The 1,519-nt window shown below is 51.8% G+C and carries 1 rRNA gene; it reads right to left on the bottom strand.

From position 1 onward, the window contains the following. Window positions 1-1,508, bottom strand: a 23S ribosomal RNA gene (locus tag BN2425_RS00385); the annotation flags it as partial. Between the last annotated feature and the right edge of the window lie 11 nt (window positions 1,509-1,519).

Below are 1,519 nucleotides of genomic sequence, written 5' to 3'. Positions count from 1 at the left end.
ACCAGCAGTGCGCTTACCCTATCCTCCTGCGTCCCCCCATCACTCAAACGATAAAGAGGTGGTACAGGAATATCAACCTGTTGTCCATCGCCTACGCCTTTCGGCCTCGGCTTAGGTCCCGACTAACCCTGAGCGGACGAGCCTTCCTCAGGAAACCTTAGGCATTCGGTGGATGAGATTCTCACTCATCTTTCGCTACTCATACCGGCATTCTCACTTCTAAGCGCTCCACCAGTCCTTACGGTCTAGCTTCAACGCCCTTAGAACGCTCTCCTACCACTGACACGCAAGTGTCAATCCACAGCTTCGGTGATACGTTTAGCCCCGGTACATTTTCGGCGCAGAGTCACTCGACCAGTGAGCTATTACGCACTCTTTAAATGGTGGCTGCTTCTAAGCCAACATCCTGGTTGTCTAAGCAACTCCACATCCTTTTCCACTTAACGTATACTTTGGGACCTTAGCTGGTGGTCTGGGCTGTTTCCCTTTTGACTACGGATCTTATCACTCGCAGTCTGACTCCCACGGATAAGTCTTTGGCATTCGGAGTTTGTCTGAATTCGGTAACCCGATGAGGGCCCCTAGTCCAAACAGTGCTCTACCTCCAAGACTCTAACTTCGTGAGGCTAGCCCTAAAGCTATTTCGGAGAGAACCAGCTATCTCCAAGTTCGATTGGAATTTCTCCGCTACCCACACCTCATCCCCGCACTTTTCAACGTGCGTGGGTTCGGGCCTCCATCCAGTGTTACCTGGACTTCACCCTGGACATGGGTAGATCACCTGGTTTCGGGTCTACGACTACATACTATTTCGCCCTATTCAGACTCGCTTTCGCTGCGGCTCCGTCTCTTCAACTTAACCTCGCATGCAATCGTAACTCGCCGGTTCATTCTACAAAAGGCACGCCATCACCCATGAACGGGCTCTGACTACTTGTAGGCACACGGTTTCAGGATCTCTTTCACTCCCCTTCCGGGGTGCTTTTCACCTTTCCCTCACGGTACTGGTTCACTATCGGTCACTAGGGAGTATTTAGCCTTGGGAGATGGTCCTCCCTGCTTCCGACCGGATTTCACGTGTCCGGCCGTACTCAGGATCCACTCAGGAGGGAACGAAGTTTCAACTACAGGGCTGTTACCTTCTATGGCTGGCCTTTCCAGACCGCTTCATTTACCCCGTTCCTTTGTAACTCCATGTTGAGTGTCCTACAACCCCGAAAGGCAAGCCTTTCGGTTTGGGCTGTTCCCGTTTCGCTCGCCGCTACTCAGGGAATCGCGTTTGCTTTCTCTTCCTCCGGGTACTTAGATGTTTCAGTTCCCCGGGTGTGCCTTCATTACCCTATGAATTCAGGTAATGATCCTGCTCCATTACGAGCAGCGGGTTCCCCCATTCGGAAATCTCCGGATCAAAGCTTACTTACAGCTCCCCGAAGCATATCGGTGTTAGTACCGTCCTTCATCGGCTCCTAGTGCCAAGGCATTCACCGTGCGCCCTTTCTAACTTAACCTAAATGGTTTA

Source organism: Neobacillus dielmonensis (assembly GCF_000612665.1).
GTDB classification, from domain to species: Bacteria; Bacillota; Bacilli; order Bacillales; family Cytobacillaceae; genus Neobacillus; species Neobacillus dielmonensis.
The sequence above is the reverse complement of the archived record's forward strand: the minus strand, read 5'-3'. Positions and strand labels throughout refer to the sequence as shown.